The 20460-nt window shown below is 48.5% G+C and carries 11 protein-coding genes; 4 read left to right on the top strand and 7 right to left on the bottom strand.

The window, feature by feature from the left end:
- The first annotated feature begins 27 nt into the window (after positions 1-27).
- Positions 28-417, top strand: coding sequence for a hypothetical protein (locus tag GCU44_RS00655; RefSeq protein WP_154852443.1), 390 nt, complete (start codon positions 28-30; stop codon positions 415-417).
- On the opposite strand, the gene GCU44_RS00650 is transcribed toward GCU44_RS00655, so the two are convergent.
- Positions 414-1481 (bottom strand): Fic family protein, encoded by a 1068-nt coding sequence (locus GCU44_RS00650; protein WP_154852440.1) that lies wholly within the window; start codon positions 1479-1481, stop codon positions 414-416. The two genes, GCU44_RS00655 and GCU44_RS00650, sit on opposite strands and share 4 nt — an antisense overlap.
- 418 nt (positions 1482-1899) lie before the next feature.
- Positions 1900-2370 carry a c-type cytochrome gene (locus GCU44_RS00645; protein ID WP_154852435.1) on the bottom strand — a complete coding sequence of 157 codons (471 nt, stop codon included), beginning with the start codon at positions 2368-2370 and terminating at the stop codon, positions 1900-1902.
- Between the two features lie 596 nt (positions 2371-2966).
- Between GCU44_RS00645 and GCU44_RS00640 the strand changes: the two genes are divergently transcribed.
- Together GCU44_RS00640 and GCU44_RS00635 are read left to right on the top strand one after the other, a co-directional pair.
- The gene (locus GCU44_RS00640) at positions 2967-4049 is read left to right on the top strand and encodes a phosphatidylinositol-specific phospholipase C1-like protein (protein ID WP_154852432.1); all 1083 of its coding nucleotides are present in this window, start codon (positions 2967-2969) and stop codon (positions 4047-4049) included.
- 12 nt (positions 4050-4061) lie between these two features.
- Positions 4062-5906: a metallophosphoesterase family protein gene (locus GCU44_RS00635; RefSeq protein ID WP_241684793.1), complete on the top strand. Its 1845-nt coding sequence runs from the start codon at positions 4062-4064 to the stop codon at positions 5904-5906.
- Between the two features lie 652 nt (positions 5907-6558).
- On the opposite strand, the gene GCU44_RS00630 is transcribed toward GCU44_RS00635, so the two are convergent.
- The 5 genes from GCU44_RS00630 to GCU44_RS00610 form a co-directional block, all read right to left on the bottom strand.
- Positions 6559-8259, bottom strand: coding sequence for a RagB/SusD family nutrient uptake outer membrane protein (locus tag GCU44_RS00630; RefSeq protein WP_394366460.1), 1701 nt, complete (start codon positions 8257-8259; stop codon positions 6559-6561).
- Positions 8260-8348: 89 nt separating this feature from the next.
- Positions 8349-11429: a SusC/RagA family TonB-linked outer membrane protein gene (locus GCU44_RS00625; protein ID WP_154852426.1), complete on the bottom strand. Its 3081-nt coding sequence runs from the start codon at positions 11427-11429 to the stop codon at positions 8349-8351.
- Positions 11430-12203: 774 nt separating this feature from the next.
- Positions 12204-14972, bottom strand: coding sequence for a TonB-dependent receptor (locus tag GCU44_RS00620; protein WP_154852423.1), 2769 nt, complete (start codon positions 14970-14972; stop codon positions 12204-12206).
- A gap of 6 nt (positions 14973-14978) precedes the next feature.
- A complete protein-coding gene (locus GCU44_RS00615; protein ID WP_154852420.1) occupies positions 14979-16067 on the bottom strand; it encodes a phytase in 1089 nt (362 codons plus the stop codon).
- Positions 16068-16259: 192 nt separating this feature from the next.
- Positions 16260-17906 carry a tetratricopeptide repeat protein gene (locus tag GCU44_RS00610; RefSeq protein ID WP_154852417.1) on the bottom strand — a complete coding sequence of 549 codons (1647 nt, stop codon included), beginning with the start codon at positions 17904-17906 and terminating at the stop codon, positions 16260-16262.
- A 184-nt stretch (positions 17907-18090) separates the two neighbouring features.
- Here GCU44_RS00610 and GCU44_RS00605 point away from each other — a divergent pair, with 184 nt between their 5' ends.
- Positions 18091-20442 (top strand): alpha-L-fucosidase, encoded by a 2352-nt coding sequence (locus GCU44_RS00605; RefSeq protein ID WP_154852414.1) that lies wholly within the window; start codon positions 18091-18093, stop codon positions 20440-20442.
- The last annotated feature ends 18 nt before the right edge of the window (positions 20443-20460 follow it).

Raw genomic sequence — 20460 nt, 5'->3', positions numbered from 1 at the left:
CATTATTTTCTTGAATTAATCTCTTTCTTGGATTGGACAAGAATTTCTTCCCTCTTCATCTTAGTAAAGTCGCTTTTTTCAGACCTTATACGTTTTGTACGTATTGCTTCTATCTGGGATTTGGTAGCTTTTGTTGGGGAATGGTCTAGCCTTATTGATGGTGCATTTTTCATCTCCTGGTTGTTTTTGGCGATCTTAACCGGGAATTGGACCGGAGAAAAGAAACAATTTGGGAAAAAAGGAAGCACTTTGATAGTTGGATTGTTTGTCTTTTTTGCCTTTTCAGGTCTGGAGAGCTTAGGTTTTGGATTGTTAAAAAGCCTACTCGATTTTCTTATGCCCTGGCTAAAATGGAGCATTCAAAACGAAAGTAATGGCTCAGATCCTTTTGATTTTCCAAAATGTCATTTCTTCTAATTATTATAGGTCAGGGCATTGATCAAGTAAGGATTGATATAATAATTGGGTTTGCTCACTTTTTTAATGATCACGCCATCTTTGGCCAGTTGGTTGAGGTAACCGGCAGCGGTGGGGCGGCTGATGCGAAGGGCTTCCTGTACATATTCTATTTTGGTATAAGGCTGCCGGAAGAGGTGGTTGAGCAGGTCTTGACTGTAAAATTTATAGCGGTCACGGAGTACATTTTTTAGTGCTAGCATGGCTACTTTTATTTGTTCCACTTTGGTCATGGTACTAAGGGCGGTCTGCTCTACTCCACGCACCATGTACAGCAGCCAGGCTTCCCACTCATCTGTTGTCCTCACTGTTTGCAAGTGTTGGTAGTATTCGCTTTTGTTCTCAATAATGAAGCGGCTGAGGTACAGAATGGGCAGGTCAAGAAGTCCTTGAAGCACCAGGTAAAGGATATTAATGATACGACCGGTGCGGCCATTGCCATCGTAAAAGGGATGGATGCTCTCAAATTGAAAGTGGATAACAGCCATCTTGACGATGGGATCGAGTTCACTCATCTCCGGATCGTTGATAAACTGCTCCAGGTTCTGCATCAGCTTTAGAATATCATCGTACGCTTGTGGTGGGGTGTACACCACCTCCCCAGTTTGCTGGTGCTTGAGTGCTGTGCCGGGCAGTCTGCGGAAACCAGCATCATTTGCTTCCAACACGGCCTGTATCTCTAGTATGTGATTGGAAGTGAGTAGGTGATGCCGTGTGACAATGTCGTATCCGCGCTTGAGGGCCGCCACATAATTTTTTACTTCTTTGGCCTGCGGGGAAACATCAAAATCGAGGCCAAGAGTGGAGCGGTAGAGTTCATCATGCGTGGTGACAATATTTTCCACTTCCGAACTATCTTTTGCCTCCTGAATGGCCAGTGAATTAATTAGGATATCCTGACGTGGAATGCTGCGTGCAACACCTTTGAGCTCAGCCAGTGCACGGTGTGCCTGATTGAGGGCTCTGAGTACAGGCTTCGTCTCAAGCTCTGCATGGTAAGGAAGCGGTGTGGGTGTCCAGGACATTTTCAGTGTAAAGATTTTTTGATTTTCTTTATATTGCAAACCACTAATGTAAAAAAAAATGCGATTCTTTTACATTGTAAGTACGCATTGTTAAGATTTTTTCATTTCTTTAACATTAACCCAAGTGCTTTCGGTTTTCCTCCACCAGTTCCTTCAAGCCTTTTGCGCCTTCTTTCCCATGGATGATTCCTTTGGAGTATCGTATTCCCCCGCATGACAACCGAAGAAATGATAGAACAACCACTATCCCAACTTATTTTTTTGCGATAAAAAATATGTCCTACCTAAGACTGACCACACGTGCCCGCTTTCAAAAGAATGTTTGCGAGTGATCTTCTACAGTAAAAATTTACTCGGAAAATCATTTCTAAAACTACATGACCACCCCAGGCCTTTATTTCATATCCTATGCTTCCCATCAATACAGATACGGGTGGTAATCTGTTGCCGGTGCAGTCACCTTGTACTCCGATTGAAGAAAGGCGACCAAATCAATGAGTTCCTGAACCGTCATGACCTCGTTGTAATTCTTCATCTTGGAAAGACCTTCTGTGGTACGGGCGTTTTCTTTGTATATCCACGCAATTTTATGGGAAGGGTTGATGACCGAAGTGACCAATTCTCCATAGGTTTTCTGACGGCTTACTTCACCACCGAGCGGTATTCTGAGACCATCATCTGCTCCCTCCCAGGCAATCCCTGAAATACTATGGCATGCATTACAGGCCAATCGCGTATAGGTCGCTTTTCCTAATTCACTATCGCCCTCAGGTAATGCAAAACCACGCTCCTGCGTGTTACAACTACTCGCCAATAGTCCCCCGCATATTGCGATAAACAACAATAAACTACTTGGTACGAAGCTTTTCTTTTTCTTTATACAAAACATACACGATTGTTTTAATGAAAGATCTAATACAACCTACTGTCCAATGAAAATGAAGGTAGCACCTTAAGCTGCAGAACAACAATGATTTACATCAGGCCTATGATTGATTTTACTCAGTAAGTTACTTCACAGATGGCAAACCAGTACCAGCGGTGGCGATCTTCACCAGATTCTGGAAATAGGAAATGGGCATTTTTACAACCGCCTCCCTAAAATTGAACCAAAGACCTCTTCCCATTTCCTAACTTGCCATTGGTGAAAAAGCGCTGTTGTACGGGAAACAGCGTTGGATATAGTAAATCAAAAGCATCCAGCTTTCCATCTCTGGACAAATCCCGTTACACTTACCAGCTCCGTTTCTGGATATCCGGCCATTTTTTAGTGCTGCCAGGATTCAATTACCCGATGCCTTTCCCAATCAAACGCGGCAAGATTGTACCCAGAAAAGGCGATGCGCTCGAATAGAATGCGACCTATCTGAAGCCGTTCCGCTGGTACGCTAGCCGGTGATGCCTAATGAAAACGTAACAAAATAGTGATCTTATGCTTCAAGAGTTACAGCGAAAAAATGGCAAATTGCTAGCTAAAACAATCCAATGAAACACGCATATTCTATCTTCCTGACCACTTTATCCCTTCTCGTTCCCCTACTCCTTCCCGCACAGGGTCTCAAACTAAATGAGATACAGGTCATCGGCAGTCACAATAGCTACAAAAGCGCCATGGCGCCGGAAATTTTGGAATACCTGGCGGGCATCAACCCTGCTTCCTCCAAAAGCCTGGAGTATTCCCATATTCCCTTAGAGGCCCAGTTGGACCTGGGGTTGAGAAATCTCGAGCTGGACGTATTTCACGATCCCCTGGGCGGACGGTATGCCAATCCCCGGGGCTTGGAAATTAGTAAGGCCAAAGGAGGGAGCCTTTCGGACTTTGATTCCGCAAAATCCTTGCTTAAACCCGGATTAAAACTTTTTCACGTGCAGGATTTGGATATTCAGTCCCATTACCTGCTATTTGCGGATGCCCTGAAGGCGTTGAAAACCTGGAGCGAAGCGCATCCCGAGCATTCGCCCGTCTTCGTTTTAATCAATGCAAAAGACGGCACTATTCCCGGCACGCAGCCAACGTTGCCGTTTACTGCCGCTGCGCTGGATAGCATCGATTTAGAAATCCGTACCCATTTGGGTATGGACCACCTCATCACTCCGGATTTGGTCCGCGGGGAGTTTGCCCATCTGGAAGCGGCAGTCTTGGCGGGCAACTGGCCCTTGCTGGAAGATGTCAGGGGGCGGTTTCTTTTTGTTTTGGATGAAAATGAAGAGAAAATTGATCGCTACCTGAGTGTCAAGCCTGAATTGAAAGGAGCCGTATTCTTTGTGAATAAAAAAGAAGGAAATCCCACCGCCGGTTTTCGAATCATCAACGACCCCATCAAAAACGAAGCGTATATTCAGGAATTGGTCCGAAAGGGCTACATGATCCGAACCCGTGCGGATTCGGATACCCGCGAAGCGCGCACGGAAGATTACACCAAATTTGACCATGCCAAGGCTTCGGGGGCACAGGTGCTGTCCACGGATTACTACCGACCATCCACCTACTTCCCCTCCAGCTATCGCGTCCGTTTCGAAGGAGAGCTCTTCGAAAGGCCAAACCCCCTTCTTATTCCAACTCCTTAATTCTCACCTAAATTGACAACAAAATACTTTCTCCTGCTCGTGTTGACTGCCGCATCGCTGCGGATGCTCGCCCCTTCGAGCTCGCTTGCACAATCACAGGAGATCGAGGTTGCATTTCTTTCCGACATCCATTTACAGGATATCTATGCTACATTACATTCAGCGGATTTCAAGGGGGTATTCCATCCCAAAACGGGTAAGTATGCGACCATTCGCAGCATGAAAAGCCAATTGAATTCCACGCGGCTCTTCAATGAAAACTATTTTGCCTTTATCCAGGCCTTAGAGGACCTGAAGCACAAAGGCATACGACTGGTGGTCCTACCCGGAGACTTTACCGATGACGGACAGCCAATGAATGTACTGGCTTTACAAGGGATTTTGGATCAATACGCGGAAGCCTGCGGGATGCGGTTTTTTTTGACTACCGGAAACCACGATCCGGTGAAGCCTTTTGGAGGAATCGGGGGAAAGAAAGATTTCCTGGCAGCGGATGGCTCCGAACAAGCCATTGCCGGAGATGCTGATTTCTTTCCATCCGAAAAAGTGGCCGTTTCAAGTCAGATCAATTATTGGGGGTACGAAGAGATTACCCATGCACTTTCCGATTTTGGCTTTTTTCCCGCCGCCCAAGACCTATTTTGGGCGCATCCCTTTCAGGAATTGGATGTGGACGGATATGACTATCGCCGGGCAATGGAAAATTCCCGCCTGGATCAGCGCCTGTACAAGACCGAAAATTCGGAAAAGCTAGTGCCGGATGCCAGCTATGTGGTCGAACCGGTTGCCGGGGTTTGGCTTTTGGCGCTGGATGGTAACGTGTATACTCTTTCTGGAGCGAATTGGAGCGGTTCTTCCGTGGGGTTTAATCAGGCGGTAACGGCGAAGCGTCACCAGTTGGACTGGATCAAAAAAGTGGCCATGGAAGCCGAGAAACGGGGAAAAACCCTGATTTCCTTTAGTCACTACCCCTTGGTGGATTTCCACGATACCGCTTCGGATGCCATGAAATCACTATTTGGCGAACAAAAATTCCAGCTGGCAAGAGTGCCCTCCCGGGAGACCAGCAGGGAATATACCAACGCGGGCATTCGCATTCATTTTGCCGGACACATGCACATCAACGATACGGGAGTTTTTACCGATGCCGCTAGCGGAAAAACACTCGTCAATGTACAGGTCCCTTCCCTGGCCGCCTTTCCCCCGGCGTATAAAACACTGACGTTTCCAGAACCCGGTATTGCAGAAATTGCTACCATACAGCTTGAAGCAGTGGATCGTATGGATGAGTTCTTTGACCTGTATCGCAGGGAACAGCAATGGCTGCTACAGACCAACGATCCCAAACGCTGGGATCCGCGTATTTTGCATGCCAACGACTACCTGGATTATACCCGCAACCACCTGCTCCAACTGACCAAATCCCGATTTATCCCCTCGGATTGGCCGGAAAATCTTGCGGTATTGTTGCGAGGCCTTCGCCTTGAGGAATTGGATCGCTGGACCAGCATGCGCCCGGAAACAGGAGAGGTGTTCTTGAGGGAAAAACTACAGAAACTTAACGGTCCGAAGCGAAGGGATGGTTTTTCTCCCGAGCTTATCGATGATTTTTACCTGGTAAAGAACGGAGATGAGCTCGGAAAAAACCTGATTCCCCCGGTAAGGCTGCGTTTTTATGAGGGCCTTTTTTCAGAATTGGCAGAAAGACCTTTATCGGAAGAGCAGGCATTGGATGCCCAGTTGGTCCGGTTTTTTTACATTTTCGAAAAGCTTTTTCACAGCTTGCCCTCCGACCACTTTTTTATCGACCTTCAGAAAGGGAAGGTCAAACGGGTCGGTGCGGTAGCAGATTCGTAAGGAATGCCCGTGCTTATCGAGCGTCGGGCGCAGGAGCGGGAAGGCGTCCGTTTTCCAGGGCCGAAAATTTGACCAACCTCCAAAAACTAAATCGAATTTAGGCCCTGGTAGTGCATCGGTCAGACGGTTTGGAACTGTCAGACCGATTTAAAACAACCGCATAACCTTATCCGGTAAATTAACCTGATTAGATTCTTCATAGAAGTTTTCAAAGTAGAGGTTTTCCCTTGAGAAGAAAAAAGTTTCCCGATTGGTGCCTTGATTGTAAAAATGATACAGTTTGTCAGGTTGTAGGCTCATGGATTTTCGTGTTTAATCGGTCTGTGGAAACCGGTCTGACGGTTTAGAATCGTCTGACCGGTTCACTACAGTTTTTGGCTTTAAACCATTTGTCACTTGTAGGTCATGAGCCATTAAAATTCACTGATCAGCTCAAATGAGTAGATGCCAACTTATACATCGGAGAAAAAAATCCTGGAACCTACGTTCGACATAACCTAAAATTCATGTTTTATTCTACCCTTATTGATGTCACGGCTAAACTTACAGGCATCGTATAGGTAAAGTAAAAACATACTGACTTTGAGCAAAATAGAAAAAAGCCGGTAAGGAATCCCCACCGGCTTTTGCTAGCTATCAAACCGAAATGCGATCAATACCCCGGGTTCTGTACCAGAAAACCTTCTTCATTGGAGGCTCCGTCGATGGCTCGTTGCGGGATGGGAAACAGTCGTTTGTTTGGGTCGCTGTCGGTTTTTTCCGTCCAGCTGTCCTCGTATTTTCCGTACCGGATCTGATACACCCTTCGTAGACCTTCCCAATAGAGTTCGAAACCCGTCTCCCGGAAAAGAATATCCAAATCAATGGCATTCAGCGGGGGAGGTGTCTGGGCAGGGCGGGCATTTCTAGAGGTTCGCAGGGTATTCACATCGGCGAGTGCGCCGGCGTTGTCTCCCTTGCGCAATTTGGCCTCGGCTCGCATCAGGTAGATTTCTCCCAATCGGATCAACACAATGTCCACGCTACTGTTGGTACAGCAATTGGGTGCGGTTCGGCTGAATTGGTATTTGGAGAAGCGGTGACCAGTATTGTGAAGGCTGCCTTCGTTGGTAAAATCTACCTGGAAGGTATGGTCCACATACCGGATGTTTGCTCCGCTGCTTCTTCGGTTGATTACCGGGTAAACCCGTATCTTTCCGTCTTCACAGGTCAGGATGTTTCCACTTTCATCTTTTCTGGGGCCCCAAATGACCCCTCTAAGAAACCCGCGATTAATTTCAAATTCTTCTGCGTCCACACAATAGTAGTGGTCAGCATCATTCGTTGGGTTTACGCCGGTCAAATCCCTTAGGTTTTCTGGGATAAGCGTGTTTTCCTGGAAAAACCGAGCATCCGCTTCTGCGGGGTCTACGTCCCCATAAGCATCCACCCACGTTTGAATAAAATCGGGAGTGGCTGCGACGGCGTCGGTACCCCGGGTATTTGGGAATTCCGGTCGGGGAGTAAGGTCTCCTGAGATCGACCAATACTGCCATCTGCTATGTTCTGTTTGAAGTACTCCCCGCTGGTCCAGAGAAAATATAATCTCCGGATTGGTATTGTTATCGTCGTTAAACAAGGCAAAATACTCCGGTGAGAGGGAGTAAGGCCCGTTGATGATATTGGTGGTGTACTGGATAACTTTGTCCATATCCTCCGATCTAAAATCCGGCGTACCGTACGGATCGCGGTACACCGCCGCATTCAGGTACAAGCGAGCCAACAAGGCCTCCACGGCAAAGGTATTCATCCGACCGGGCCCACTGCTGTTACCGATCACATTGACTACGGAGAGGAGTTCGGACTCCAGGTAGTCAAATGCCTCTTGTCTTCTAAGAATTATCGACTGTTGATCAGAGGCATCCTTTCGGAACACAAGACCCCAATTGTCCATCGCCAGCATGTTCAGATAGGCTTTCATGGCGATCATTTCGTACAAGGGATTTTGAGCGTTGTTGTTGCCATTTTCCACTTCCAGGCGCAATTGCTCTTCTGCGGCTACTGCCCTGGACAAGGTAAGGGTAATAAACCTCCAGGCATCCCCCACCAGGCTATTGCTCGGTGTCATCAGGTGCTGGTGGACGGCAATGAATTTGCCACCGTCGAACCAGTCTGTCCCGCCCCGGTAGGGAAGAATCCCCTCGTCGGAAGCGACCTCCTGAAGTCCAAAATTGACTGTATGCAGCCAAACCTGACGCAGCATGCCGTATACCGGAGCGATGGAACCGCTGACAATCTCCGCCTGTCCGGTGCCGGTCAGGGATTCATCGAGGATTTGTTCATCCAGGTTGGTGCAGCTTAGGAATGCTAGCAAAAAAGCTGCGGTTGGTACTAAAATTCTTAAACGTATCGTCTTCATCTGATGCTTAATTTTTGAGATTTAACTACCTGTTTCCAGGTGTTTTAAAAGGTTAGGTTGAGGTTAACCATAAACGTTCGCGCCCTGGGATAGGTAAATCGGTCGATCCCGAAGGTTTGAATTCCGGCGGTGGTCGCACCTGTATTGACCTCCGGGTCAAATCCAGTGTAATCCGTAATAACAAAGAGGTTTTGGCCAGTCAGGGAAAGCCGGATGGCCTGGAAAGCATTGCCTATTCCCAGTCGGGTTGGGTTCACCGTGTACCCTAACGAGGCGTTGTTTAGCCTGAAAAAGGCACCGTTTTCCAGAAAACGGGTCGATACCGTATTCGAGTTATTGAAGGACTCTTCCGGAAACTGTACCGCAAAATCGGTTGTGTTATTGGAGCGGGAAAGCTGGGCCTTGGTGAAAAGGGACATGGTCGTGTGATTGTAGATCTTGTTTCCAGCTGCTCCGTTGAAGTTCAAACCAAGATCAAAGTTTCGGTATCGGAGATTGGTGTTGAATCCATAGATGATCCTTGGAATCGCACTTCCTACTACCACTCGGTCGTTGTCCAGGATTTCTCCGTCTCCGTTGGCATCCACAAACCGGTTTAGCCCGTCTTCCCCGATCCCGTCAAACTGCAGCATGTAAAATGCACCAATAGGCTGATTGTTGATGTAGCCGTTGATGGTCGCGCCTGTTTGTCCGGCGCCTTGAGCGGCTCCTGTGGTCAAGACCGAATACGGAGAGTCCCGGACTTCGTTTTGGATAAAGGTAACGTTGCCTCCGATGTCGTAAGAAAAGCCCTGTCCCGCCCCGCTGCTGTAATTTAAGGCCAATTCTACGCCGCTGTTGGCGATTTTCATGTTGTCGATATTGTCCCAAAACGTGGACGTAGGCTGTACGGGGTCAGCAGGAACGACTTCCAGCAGAATGTTGGAGGACACCTTGTTGAAATAATCCACCGTACCGCTCAGGCGATTGTCGAGAAGTGCAAAATCAAATCCGATATCAAACTGGGTGGATACTTCCCACTGTAGGTTTGGGTTGGCCAATCGGGTGAAGACAATCCCATACGGATAGCTATCCAGGGTAGTACCATCGGTATCGATGGGGTAGGTATTGAGACTACCTGCGCCAGTAGCCAGTCGGTCTTCGGAAAAACTAGCTTTGGTGATCTTGGAAGGAATCTCCTGGTTACCTGTTTGACCCCAGCTCGTGCGGAGTTTCAAGTTGTCAAAACCCGAGTTGGCCATAAAATCCTCCCGACTCAAATTCCATCCCAGGGCGAACGAAGGGAAGTAGCCGTATTTGTTGTTATCCCCGAATTTGGACGAGCCATCCGCACGGAAGGTAGCTGTAAAGAGGTACTTTTCAGCGAAGGTATAATTCACCCGGCCAAAAAAGGATTGCAATTCATTTTCTGTAGCCGAAGCGTTGATTGTCGTCGGAAATTCGCTGGTACTGTTGTGGTCCTGATAGCGCGGGTCAATGTTGTTGGCAGCAAAGCCCCTGGAGGAAGTTCTCCTGAATTCATCTAAAAAAATCTGGTAGGAATGTCCGGCCAGTACCGTGAAATTGTGCTGGTAATCGTTCCAGTTGTAGGTCAGCGTATTCTCTATAAGGCTGTTGGTGTTGGCGGTAATCAGTTCGTCCAGAGTACCATCCGAGACATTGGATTCGTTTACCACCTCTGTGAAGGGCCGGTATTGGATGTACCGGGCCGTATTGGAATAATCCACCCCCAGATTCATCTTGTAGGTAAGTCCGTCAAAGATTTCGAAAGAGGGAGCTATTGTACCCAAAATTCGGTTGTTTGCCGCGTCATCACTATAGAGCTCGTTTCGCTTCAGGGGGTTGAGGGCATTGGTATTCAGCAGTGTGGGTTCCCCATTCGTGTAGGCAGGGATGGTGGGATTCAAATACAGCATATCGCTGGAAATGGAGCCAATAGCCGGCCGTAGGTTTTCGGTAAAGGAGGCCGTCAGGTTGTAGTCTACGATCAACCGTCCCTCAAAAGCCTTTTGATTCATGTTCAGCTTCCCCGAATAACGCGTAAGCTCACTGTTCTTTAATATACCTTCCTGTTTCTGGTAGCCTAATGAGGCAAAATAAGAGAATCGCTCGGTATTGGCCCCACTCATGGACAGGTTATAGTCCTGCGAAAGGCCCACCTGAGTCAGTTCATCCTGCCAGTTGGTATTTCCTCCAAAATCCTCCAAGGCGCCCCCAACGGCCTGCACTTGTCGACGAAATTCATCCGCACCGAAAACATCGATTTGCCTGGCCATAGACGACCAGGCGGTTGAGGCAGACAGGTTTACCTGAGACGATCCGGACTTGCCTTTTTTGGTGGTGATGACCACTACCCCATTTGAAGCCCGAGAGCCGTACATTGCCGTGGCACTTGCATCCTTCAAGACATCGATGCTTTCAATATCGTTTGGATTTAGGAAATTAAGCGGATTGGAAGCGATGCCGGTATCGGAATTATCGAGAAGAAATCCATCCAACACATACAGCGGTTGCGTGCCGGACCGCAAACTCCCGATCCCCCGGATGATCACGTTTTGGTTGGCACCCGGCTCCCCACTGGTTGAGGTGATGTTTACCCCTGCGATCTTCCCTTGTAGCAAATCCACCGGATTGGTGATCACGCCCCGGTTAAAGTCCTCACTTTTCACGGAACCAATGGCACCGGTCACATCCGAACGCTTTTGCGTACCATAGCCTACAACGACCAGTTCTTCCAGCTGAGTAGCGTCCGGTTCCAATTGAATTTCCAGGATGGATTGCCCATCGATGGCAACTTCCTTTTGCAGGTAGCCCACGTAGGAAACCTGAAGGATGGCATTTTCGGGTACATCCAGGGAAAATTTACCATCCAGATCCGTGACGGTTCCGGTGTTGGCGCCTTTTACCAAAATGGTGGCTCCCGGTAGTGGCATACCGGTTTCGTCGGTGACTGTTCCGCTAATTAACTGGAGCAGGATTTCCTGGTCAACTTTGGAACTCTTTGCTTCTATTTCAGTCCCTAAAGCTGCTGCTCTGAGTGGGACAGGGCTGGTAGCTAGACCCGCCCAGAGGATAGAACATGCGGCGGCAAAGCGGAGTTTTGATACGTGTAATCGTCGATCCATAAAACGTTGGTGTTGGTTGATTAATAGACTGTTACCTGGCTGATTTAAAAGGTAATGGGCACAAGTACTTTTGAAACCCAGCGACAAAAGTAGGCCAAACAATGATGCGGTGTGGCATGGGTTAGCTTCCAGAATTACGAATTAAAAAAAACTTAATAGTCGGCTAAAAAGCATAATCGAAACGTAAAAAATCGATCAATTTACCTTTATACTAAGATCGTATTATAAAAGGCTTTCTACTTACGGATAGCCGTAGTTGAAGGAAGTTGGCAACGCTAAGGGATCTGTGCTGCGGTCGGATAGTTGACCCGTTGGGCTATGCGGTAAACCCTCGATCCATCTAACTGTGTAGGCTTTCCGAACCGGAATATCGTCTAAATCAATTTTATACAGAGCACTAGCCGGTTGGTTCACCAGCGAAAAATCTTCGGTTCCCGGAAAAGCCGAAAAGGTCGCAGGCTCAGGAAATCTTGAAATAGCTGGCTGCTGGCATTTCGAGACAACCCCTTGTTTGGCCAAAACCAGCTTTCCCAGGTACTTTCCTGAGCCGTTGCATTTGGACAAATGAGCAAAATGAACGCTAAATAGAAGCGTTTTTTATCGGCTTTATTGTTTACCACATCCTGGCTAACTCAGGTTCCCTGAAGGTAACGAAAAAATGAAGGAATTGTAAAATTTATAGGATTCAGTAGATACCAAAAGGCGACTACCGAAACGAAAAAGGGCTGCCCAGGTTAAGTGGACAGCCCTTTTTGGTTGCTAAGGTTCGTTTTCTCAATCAAATAGATCGAACTTCAGACCGAAATTAAACCGGGCGTTGTAGTATTCCATTTGCATCGTGCGTGATCGGATTCCCTGGTAGTAGCGTAAAGGCTGGTTGGTGAGGTTGTTCCCCTCGGCAAAGAGTCGCCATTTTGGTGTGATGGCATAGGAAGCGTTCGCATCCAGAAAAACCTGTCGATCGTAATACCGGTCTTCAAAGCCTTCCCCTCCCAATTCATCCAGGTAATCGGAGGCGTAGTTAAGCGCCAGTCGCAGTACCAATTTGTCCGTTTCGTAGGATAGCGAAGCGTTGAACATGTTCTCAGCCGTACCTGGCAACACCAGCTCATCGTTGTCTCTTCCCTCTATTCCTGTGGTGGACGACCGGGTATACGTATAGTTCAGGTAAATCCCCAGGCCTCTCCATATTTGGCGCTGAAAGGATGCTTCAAGTCCGTATACACTGGCCGTACCGCCGTTTTCTGGTCTGGAGTATTCTAGATTTGAGCCAAAAACAGGATCATTGTATCCTTGGGTAGTAATCGTGTAAACAAAATCATCAATGTCCTTATAAAAGGCACCCGCAGATAGGATACCGACACTGGAATAATACCGCTCCGCCATAAAATCAAAATTCATAGACGTGGTTGCCCGTAGGTTTGGGTTTCCCCGGGCCAATTCCTCGTCATCCGGGCTAAACTCTGCGTAGGGCACCAGGTCAAAATAATTAGGCCGGGCAATTGTATTGGTCCAGGCAAACCGGAGAACGGTATTGGCATCGGCATCGTATTTCAAATGAAGGCCTGGCAACACGTTGGTGTAGTTCTGTTCGCCAGCGGTGGGGCTGATGGTTTCTTCATCGATATTAAAGCTATTTCCCCGGTAGTCAATGGCCGTATTTTCTACCCGAAGACCTGCAATAGCCGAAAACCTTTCCGAAAACTGATGGTCAGCCATCGCATAGGCCGCCGTGATGTTTTCATTAGCGGTGTAGTTTCCGGGTGCATACTCCTCTGGCAAGTCGGTGCCATCAAAAAGGCTGGAATTCCCCAGATTTAATCCACCAAGAAATTCAGGTGTCGCAAAGTATCCTGCCTGATATTGGGATCCAGCCAGGTAGTTGGGATCCGTGTAGTCTCTGTTTGGGACGGATCCGATGCTTGCTCGAAAGCTGTCTTCATCCACTGGCTCAAATTCAAAGAAGTCATTCTGACGCTCCTTTCGTTTGCCCCTATAGCGCAAGCCGAATTGTAAGATTCCTTTGTCGGTGTAGGGCAATTTAAAGTCCAATCTGGCATTCAAATCCCGGTCAAAGGTAAACTGGTTTTCCTCCGAAATCTCTTGAAATCCTATACCTAAATTATCCTGAGGATTGGATAAATTAACGTTCGGGAATTCGGGATTGGTTAAATCTACGAATACGTCCTGGTTGGAGGACCTGTAGGAGATGTAACGCTCATTCGGACGCTCTTCGGATGCGCGGGCATAGGTGGCGCTCCAGTCCATTTTAAGTCTGTTAAATAAATGATTTCCTCCCAGGCTCATGTTATAAACCCGCTGATCTTCAAGTCTTCGGTTACCGACTCTCCCACCGTCTATGCCTCCTTTGGTCTGGTATTGCACCCTCCCTTTGGTCTGGAATACATTGGGAGTACTCTCGGTAAAATCCCCGTCATCAAAGGAATCATCCAGGTTGCCTACTCGCATTCTGAATCGGTTTTCCCAATCATCCCGGTGGTTATACATCCCGGATAGAAACAGTTGGTTGTTGTCATTGATTCTAAAATCGGTTGCGAGGTTTATGGATCTTCGGACACGCTGCACCAGGTATTTTCGGATGTCAAATTCTTCCAGTGCCACGCCGTTATCTGAATTGTACCAAACAGCCTCGACATTGTCTGAGCCAAAGTTGTGGTTGTTGTAGGAACCAGAAAGGATCAGGCCCAATTTGTCATCCAGGAAGCGGTCTCCCAAAACCAATCCCCCGGTCCAAATGGGCTTATTGGAAAGCAAGTTAATTCCGCTTGCAGCGGTACCAGATATTCTCAAATTATTTGGTGCTTGACGGGTTACCAAATTGACCGAACCTCCGATGGCATCGGCATCCATGCTCGGCAATACCGCCTTATTGACTTCGATCGTTTGGATCATATCCGAAGGAATCAGGTCCATTTGAATATTTCGGTTGTCACCTTCCGCGGACGGGATTCGCTCCCCGTTTAGCGTCACGGAGTTTAACTGCGGAGCCATTCCACGAATGATGATATCGCGCGCCTCTCCCTGATCATTTTGCATGGTAATCCCCGGAATACGCTTCAGTGCATCGCCGACGTTGGCATCGGGAAAGCGCCCGATCTGGTCAGAAGAGACGATATTGGTGATATTGGCATTGTTTTTTTGCTGATTCAGTGCCTTGGCCTGCCCCTTCAGCCGGTCACCAAATACAATAAATTCTGCTGCATCCAGCGCCGTCTGATCCATTCTGAAATTCAGCGTGGTTGTACGCCCTGTTTGAATTTCCACAGGTTGGGAAAGCTGTCCGTACCCCAGGTAGGATACACTGACTTCATACGACCCTTCCGGCAGGTTGGAGATGGAAAAGTCCCCTTTCTGATCCGAAATGGTCCCGTAATTGGTGCCGGTCAATACCACATTGGCTCCTGGCAGCGAAAGATTCTCCGCATCGATCACTCGTCCTTTCAAGACTCCTTGTGCCCATGCATTTCCTGCCAGCAGGAAAAAGAGCAACAGGGAAGAAAATAAACGTAGGTGTTTTTTCATGATTGCTTATTGTTGTTGGTTGATAAACTTTTCGAGCTGTTCCCAAGAATAAATCTGGAAGGTCTTGTCATCCGACATGGCGACAAACAGTCCTTTTGAAAAATCTCCTCCCAGGTTTACCGCCGTGACTTCGTTGCCATCACTGGAAAGGGTACTCAACGGGATTTTAACCAGGAGGGGATGATCGTGCGGCCCCTTATCGCTTCCTTCTCGTGGGAATGCGTGAAAGAGATTGGCTCCCTGGTCGGATACCAACAGGTAGCCTTCCGTAGCGGAGGATTTGTAAATGGAGATTCCCTCGTGATCATCCGTAAATCCTTCGGTAGCAAAAAGGGCCAACTCCTCGTTTCCCATCTGTGGCTCCGCATGGTACTTTCTTACTCCTGCACCCTCATCGGAATAATAGATGTAGCCCAGCTCCTGATCCACGGCAATGGCTTCGATTTCTTTCTTTCCGGAAAAATTCCCGAATTTTCGCACCAGCTCAAGCGATACCTCGCCCTCAGCTCCCTGCACTTCGTATTGCCAGAGGTACGTCCCATCTGTCGGTCCGTTTTTTCGGCCTGCGATGATATAGGTTTTGCCGGATTTGGGGCTTTGGTACACAGCAATCCCCATCAGGTCACGGTATTCTTCGCCAGTTTCTCCCGCATAGACCTCCAATCCTCCGGGGTTGATTTCCTGCATGTCGGGAAGCGAGTAAAAGCGAATACGTGAGGTCAAGCGTTCGCCCGTGATGGCAAAATCCACAGTATCCCTACCCAGGGGCAACCCGTAACCCACATCCACATTGTTGGGGCGTTGAATACCCCGCCTGACCAGACTGTCGATGACTTTTCCCCTTAGATCAAACACGTATAAGGCACCGATGGAATCTTTGTCGGTCCCGATGATGAGACTTTGATCCGGATTTGATGAATTGATCCATATAGCGGGATCGTCGGTATCGTGGATGACCGGGTCACTCACGTAAAGCGGTTGGATGATTTCGGTAGTAGTTTCCGCTGATTCATCGCCTTTTTGGGTAGTCCCTTCGCAAGCAACGAGTCCCGACAGAATAAAAAATGAGAAATAGTACGTACGTTTTTTAAGCATGATTCACCTTTTTTTTGACCCTACAAGATTCGGAAAAGCGGCGAATAAAAAAGGAAATTAACGGTTAAGAATGCAGCGCCGCTACCCAATGAAAACCGTTAACAAAACCGAAACAGTTTTAAAAAAAAGTAGTGCAATGTATTGATTTTTAGACTGTTAAAAAGTATTACCCTAAGATTAAGAAATCTTGAATCATAAACAGCGAAGGTAATGCTGCAGGTCCCTGCCCTCCGAAAGCTGCAAACGCTTTCGGAGTCTGTACCTGGAAATCCGCAGGCTTTCCATGGAGATCCCCAGTGTTGCGGCGATTTCCCTGCTGCTCAAGTTCATCTTCATCAGGCAGGCAAGTTTGACATCTCCCGTGGTGAGCGCTGGGTTCCGGCTGTTGAGGTTTTTCAAGAAATCCTGATGCACGTTTTCGAAGGTATGTTTGAAGCTTTCCCAGTCCCTGTCCTGTCCCAGGTTCGCGTCGATTTGTTTCATGAGGTTTCGAAGTTTCTTTCGTTGGTCCTTGGGATCTTGCTCCAGGGCAACCTTCAATTTCGATTGGATTTCTTTGAGTATTTCATTTTTCTCGATCACGTGAAGGGTTTGAGCAGACAGCGCCTTCTGCTGGGCTCCCACTTCGGCAGCCATTCTTGCTTCCAGGAGATTGATATTTTCCTTCTCGGTCTGAATCAAGCGTTCGTTGACTTCCAGGAGTTCCTCTTGCTTTCGCAGGGTACTCTTTGTGGCGCGTATTTTCAGCCGCTGCCGGGAGATCAGGCCCCATCCAAGTCCCAATAGCGTCAAGATTAGCATCAACAAAAGCCAACGGATTCGGGTTTCGAAAACATGAATACCTTCCAAATGGGCAATTTTCTGCTGTTTTTCTTTGATTTCATAGTGAAACTCCTGTGTGGCCAGCTGCCGTGCAGCTTCTTCAGAAAAAATCGTTTCACTCAATTTGCGGGCTTTGGCCAACTGTTCATAAGCCTTCTCAAAATCCCCCAATGCCGCATACGCCTTACCCAGGTCCACCGTAGCACTTCGTTCCAAATAGTTGTTTCCAAACTCCTGACTTATCCGGATAGCCTCCTCGTAATACGAAAGTGATTCCCCGGCCCGATTGGTTTTTCTCCGCGTATCCCCCAGGTTATTGATATTCCCCGGCATGTTCAACTTGTTTCCCATGCCGATGTTTAGCGCATAGGCCAACTGGAAATAACGCTCTGCTGAATCGAATTTTTCCAGATCCTCGTAGATGCTCCCAACGTTTTCGAACAGAATGCTCAAGTCAGTCGAATCACCGCTACCTCGAATCAGCTTGATGGCATCGTTTTGATAAATCAGTGCCTGCGTGTAGTCGCCCGACTTCTCATACATCGATCCGATCAGCCCTTTGGACCGGGCCATTCCCTGTATATCCTGCTCCTCCTCGTACAAGTGAAGCGCGGCTTTGTGCCGCTGTAGCGCTGCTGGAAGGCTTTTCGTTTTGTAATACAGCTTCCCAATTTGGTTGTAGACGTTCGCCAGACAAGCGGTGCAAGCCATCATTTTAAAAAGCCTTTCCGCTTCGTAAAACTTCGTCGTTGCTTCGTTGTACAAGCCAAATTCCATCAAGAGTTGCCCCTCCAAAAAAGTGGCTTCGGCTTGTTCGGCTAAGCTAAGGGGCGGATTTTGCCCCAGGAAATCCGAAAGCTCCTGATAGGCTTTCCTGGGATTGGTCTCGAAAAGCCGTTGTAACCGATCCAAACCATCGGCCGGATTTTGTCCAAACACGCTTCCCAGTGGGATGAAGCAAGCAATGAGACAGCATACTTTCACAAAACGAACCATCTTACAAGATACTTCGCTCATGTAACGTTATTGTGACCGGGGTTTTGTCTTTTTGTAAAGTAACGTTCTCCCACTGGAAAGTAAACCGAAGACCGGGCTTTGCGCGCCAGTTCAACGCCGGGAAGTTTAAATTTTCCGATAAAAACAGTAAATGTTGTATATTGATCCCTGGTTACCGTTGACCTAAAATTGCATCATCCATACCATGTCTTCTTTTCAACGCATTGCCTGCATCGTCTTTTTTCTTTATTGCCACCAACCAATGGCCCAAACCACCTGGCAAAACCCTATCCAAAAGCAAGAACGGCTGGGATCTCCACTGGTGGAAACCTCGCCCTTCGTATTTAAGGAAAAGCTGTACCTGCTGGAAAACTACCAACGCTTTTGGGACATCCCCGGGGCCAAACCGGGAGACCACTTTCAGGAAGACGAGGTACGCATCCGGGATCTTGCCACCAACGAAATCGTTTCCGTGCCTCTGAAAAACCATGCCTTCGGGACCGTGCTGACCTGGGAGGACCGGGTGTACGTGTTTGCCGGCTACTATGGAGAAGGCAAACCCTGGCGGAAAATCACGGAAATCGTCGTCACCAGTTCAGCCGACCTGAACGAATGGACCAAACCCGAAACCATCCTTCGGGCAAATCCGGAGGAATATTTTTTCAATACGGCCGTCTGCCGGGGCAAGAACGACTTCATCCTCCTCTACGAAACCAATGACCCCCGATGGACCCCCTTCACCTTTCGTTACCTGCGGTCCAATGACCTGAAAAACTGGCGGGATATCCCGAATGCAGTCTATGGTAAAGGCAAGTACGTCGGTGGGCCCGCCCTGTACTACGAAAAGGGCTGGTACTATACGCTATACCTGAAATCCCTGAAACCTGGCTACGAAACGCACATTTCCCGCTCCCAGGACCTGATTCATTGGGAAGATGCACCGGAAGACCGGCCCTTTGTTACCTTTGATCCTGGCCATAAAAACATTCCCTTAATCGATCCCTCAATAGCAGAAAGCAATGCCTCTGATGTGGAATTGTGCTATTTCAAGGGGCAGACTGTTCTGTATTTCACGGGTAGCGACCAGACCACCGCGGGCGATTTGCAGTGGGCCACCTTTCCCGGCACACCCGAAGAACTATTTGTTCATTTTTTTGATGAGGCCGGCACAATCGACGCAGAGCCCCCGAAACCGCAGGGCAACTGGCTGCCTGTCTTACTGGCACCGAAAAAACCAGCGAAAGGCATCGATTCCTCTTCCGAGAACCTTCAAGTCCTACCCACTCCCCAGCAATTGGGCTATCAGGAAAGGCAATTGGGCGCCTTTATTCATTTCGGTCTCGCCACCTATGCGGAAGCAGACATGATGATCGTACCGGAGGCCGTGCGCTTCAATCCGGCACAACTGAACGCCGAACAATGGGTAAAAACAGCCCAATCCTTTGGTGCCAAACATATCGTACTTACCGCCAAACACCACAATGGCTTTTGCCTTTGGCCAACTAAAACCACGGACTATTCGGTGAAAAACAGCCCCTGGAAAGGGGGTAGCGGCGATGTGGTCGCAGAATTCGTGAATGCTTGCAGAAAATACGGTATGAAAGTCGGACTGTACCTCTCAGGAGGGGACACCCATTTCGGTTGCACCAGTAGCCCGGATCCCCAGGGTGAACGAGTGATCCGGGGGGATGTTCACCGCTATTTCCCGGTTTTCCTGGAGCAATTGCGCGAACTGTTGACTGGGTACGGGGAAATTTCTTACCTCTGGTTTGATGGTGCCTACGATCCGTTCGGGTGGGATGTAACGAACCCGGTTACCGGGATTCCACTGGGCACTTCCTATGGCGATGCCATTCAGGCAATGGTCCGGCATCTGCAACCCAAGGCCGTCATCATGGGAGGTACCAAACCGGATGTGCGCTGGTCCGGAAGCGAACAAGGCTGGGCACCCTACCCCTTGGATAATGTTGTAAAACCGGGAGAAGGGCTGGCAAAATGGGTAGGGCCGCAAAATGCCGGCTACATTCCAGCAGAAGCCAACCTGCACACCCGCTCTACCTGGTTTTGGAGAGCCAATTCGGACCATACCCTAAAAGATTCCTCCTACCTGATGAAGGCCTATCTGGAGTCAATCGGCAGAGGGGCCAATCTGCTCGTAAACATGACCCCGGACGACAGCGGCCGCATCCCTGAGGCAGAGGTAAAACTTCTGGAAAAATTTGGTACGTCCATCCTAAGCACGTTCGCCAATCCGCTTGCGGTGACTTCTTCCAAAATGCACCCCACCTCCGAGATAACCTTATCCTTGACCCAACGCACAGCGGTTGACCTGCTGGAACTGGAAGAAGTGTTGGAAAAAGGACAGCATATCCGGCAATATACACTGGAAGCCTGGCTCGATGGGCATTGGCAGCCTGTTGCCAGCGGAGAGACCATTGGACGAAAGCGTATCCAGTATTTCGCTCCGGTCACCACCGACCGGCTGCGGCTCCGTGTATCGGGTGACAGCCCTAATTTAGCGTTGGAACGTTTTGCGGTGTATGGCCCGGATTTTTAAGCAGGCTGGGCAGGGCAC

Origin of the sequence: Cyclobacterium xiamenense, from assembly GCF_009467825.1 — a bacterium.
Classification (GTDB): domain Bacteria; phylum Bacteroidota; class Bacteroidia; order Cytophagales; family Cyclobacteriaceae; genus Cyclobacterium; species Cyclobacterium xiamenense.
This window is presented reverse-complemented; position numbering and strand designations above follow the sequence as displayed.